This window comes from Piscirickettsia salmonis LF-89 = ATCC VR-1361 (assembly GCF_000297215.2).
GTDB classification, from domain to species: domain Bacteria; phylum Pseudomonadota; class Gammaproteobacteria; order Piscirickettsiales; family Piscirickettsiaceae; genus Piscirickettsia; species Piscirickettsia salmonis.
In genome coordinates, this window is sequence record NZ_AMFF02000091.1 from 9,545 (window position 1) to 11,595 (window position 2,051).

Consider the following 2,051-nt stretch of genomic DNA (forward strand, 5'->3'; position numbering starts at 1 on the left):
TGGTTCAAAAAGGTCAATTACGTTATATTAAAAAACAGAATATCTGTGCCCAAAATCAGCTCATTGATAAATTATTTGGATTAGCTGCTTAATTCTAAGCAGAGAGCACAAGAAAATAACCTTTCTGAAGTTCACTATAATTTTTCGCAACAGTGCCGATTTATGGGTCTCTAGGCTATTTCAGTGGGATGAATCCGTCTAAAAACAGAATAAATGCCAATTTTTAGCCGAAATCTCTCTTTTTTGGAGCATGGCTCTAATTTTATGGAAGCGCAATAACATAATTTGGTACATTTGTATCGTTTTGTTTATGATGTTGTTTTTTGAAATTCCTAAAACTAAATTTTAAGCGAGCGGCAAAGCCGATAGCTCTCTGTTTGATTATTGTCCTTCATCTGCTCTTGGATCCATTTCATTTGTGACAGGTGTTATTTCTGTCGCTGGAACGAAACTATGCTTTTCTTCCATAGGAACAGAAGCAGAAATTTGTTTACGCCACAGCATAAATAAGCACAAAGGCAAGCTCATCACCATGATAAAGACTAAAATTTCCCCATCAACCATCACAATATTGAAGAGCGGAGCAATGATAGGCCCAAACGTTGCTCCAAGTCCATATGACAATAATAAAGTCTGTGAAGCTGAAACAATTTGATTATTGTTAACACGATCGCAGGTATGACTGATCCCTATTGGATATAAACAGAAGGTTGTACCTCCTAGCAGAAAAGACAATATCGAAATGATATAAACATTGTCTTTGCCAATCTCAATAATTGCAACGCAAAGCACGGATGACATTAATGCGAGGAATGCAATGACGTAGCGCCGACTTATTAAATCTGAAAGCCGTCCAAAAGGATACTGAAAAATCATACCTCCAAAGATAGTTAAGCCCATAATGATTGATATTTCTGCGGTGGGATAACCTGAATTTTGAATAAAAATAGGATATAAACCATAAATACTTCCTAAAATCATCCCAGAAACAAAACAAGTTGAAACGCCGGATGGACTCAACTTAATCATTTGCCCAATGCTCAATGTTTCAGGCTCTGAGAAAATAGGTGCAGTTGTTCGAGTCAGTGCAAGTGGTATCACTGATAATGACGCAAAGACAGCAGCAATACAATATAGGATCAAAGTATCTTGGTCACCAATATTTAATAGCCACTGCCCACCAGCTTGGGCAACATATAGCGCAATCATATAAAGCGCTAAAGAGCCTCCTCTATTTTTATTATCTGTTGCAGACAATATCCAGCTTTCTATGACGATATACAGACCTGCTGTTGCAATGCCCCCTAAAAAACGCAATAAAAGCCAAAAATACACATCCACATAAAAGCCATGTAGTATAGAAAAAACAGCCAACATTGAAGCGAAAGCAGAATACGCTCTGATATGGCCTACTCTCAAAATTAACCCTTCAAGCTTAAAGGCTCCCAGGACCATGCCTGCATAATAAGCGGTTGTCAGCCCACCAATGAGAAACTCACTAGTATTCAAGCTATCCAATTTTAAGGATAAAAAAGTGGTTAATAAAGCACTGCCTAGTGTCAAAATGATTAAGCTTAACAGTGGTGTAATTAAGTGCTTATAATTTTTCAACATATTGGTTCTTCTAAACATTATCTTTCTCTGATTTGTTATACTTCTGTTTTAACGCCCTTTAGTTGTTTGTCCTTCGCCCTCCGTCATCTGAAGTGCAACACTACTCTATACTAAGCCGCCATCAAATACTCTAAAAAAACATGATTAGGTGAGCAATAATTCAAACTCGCTCTTCTTCTGGTGTTCAATGTATGCTCTATTTTTGCTATTTCTTTGTCACTAATTTCATTAAAATCTGTCCCTTTAGGTAGAAAACGCCTTATCAAACCATTTGTGTGCTCATTTAGACCTCTATCACAAGAACGATAAGGTCTAGCAAAGTAAAAGTCTGCTTCAGTGATCTTTGAAATGGCCTCATGACCCGCAAACTCTGTTCCATTGTCAGAGGTGATGGTTTTAAAATCAAAGAAAGTTGAGCCAACCACATTCATGAATGT

General features: G+C 37.2%; 2 protein-coding genes and 1 pseudogene. 1 reads left to right on the top strand and 2 read right to left on the bottom strand.

The genetic code is table 11. The features are described from left to right. A pseudogene (locus C200_RS15465) lies at window positions 1-92 on the top strand (IS6 family transposase); the annotation flags it as partial. A 289-nt stretch (window positions 93-381) separates the two neighbouring features. Here the strand turns inward: C200_RS15465 and C200_RS09505 are convergent. Together C200_RS09505 and C200_RS09510 are read right to left on the bottom strand one after the other, a co-directional pair. Beyond that, on the bottom strand, window positions 382-1,614 hold the full coding sequence (locus C200_RS09505) for an MFS transporter (protein WP_032126623.1): 1,233 nt from the start codon (window positions 1,612-1,614) through the stop codon (window positions 382-384). 110 nt (window positions 1,615-1,724) lie between these two features. Then, the coding region (locus tag C200_RS09510; protein WP_155276082.1) for an IS30 family transposase at window positions 1,725-2,051 on the bottom strand (327 nt) is incomplete at its 5' end.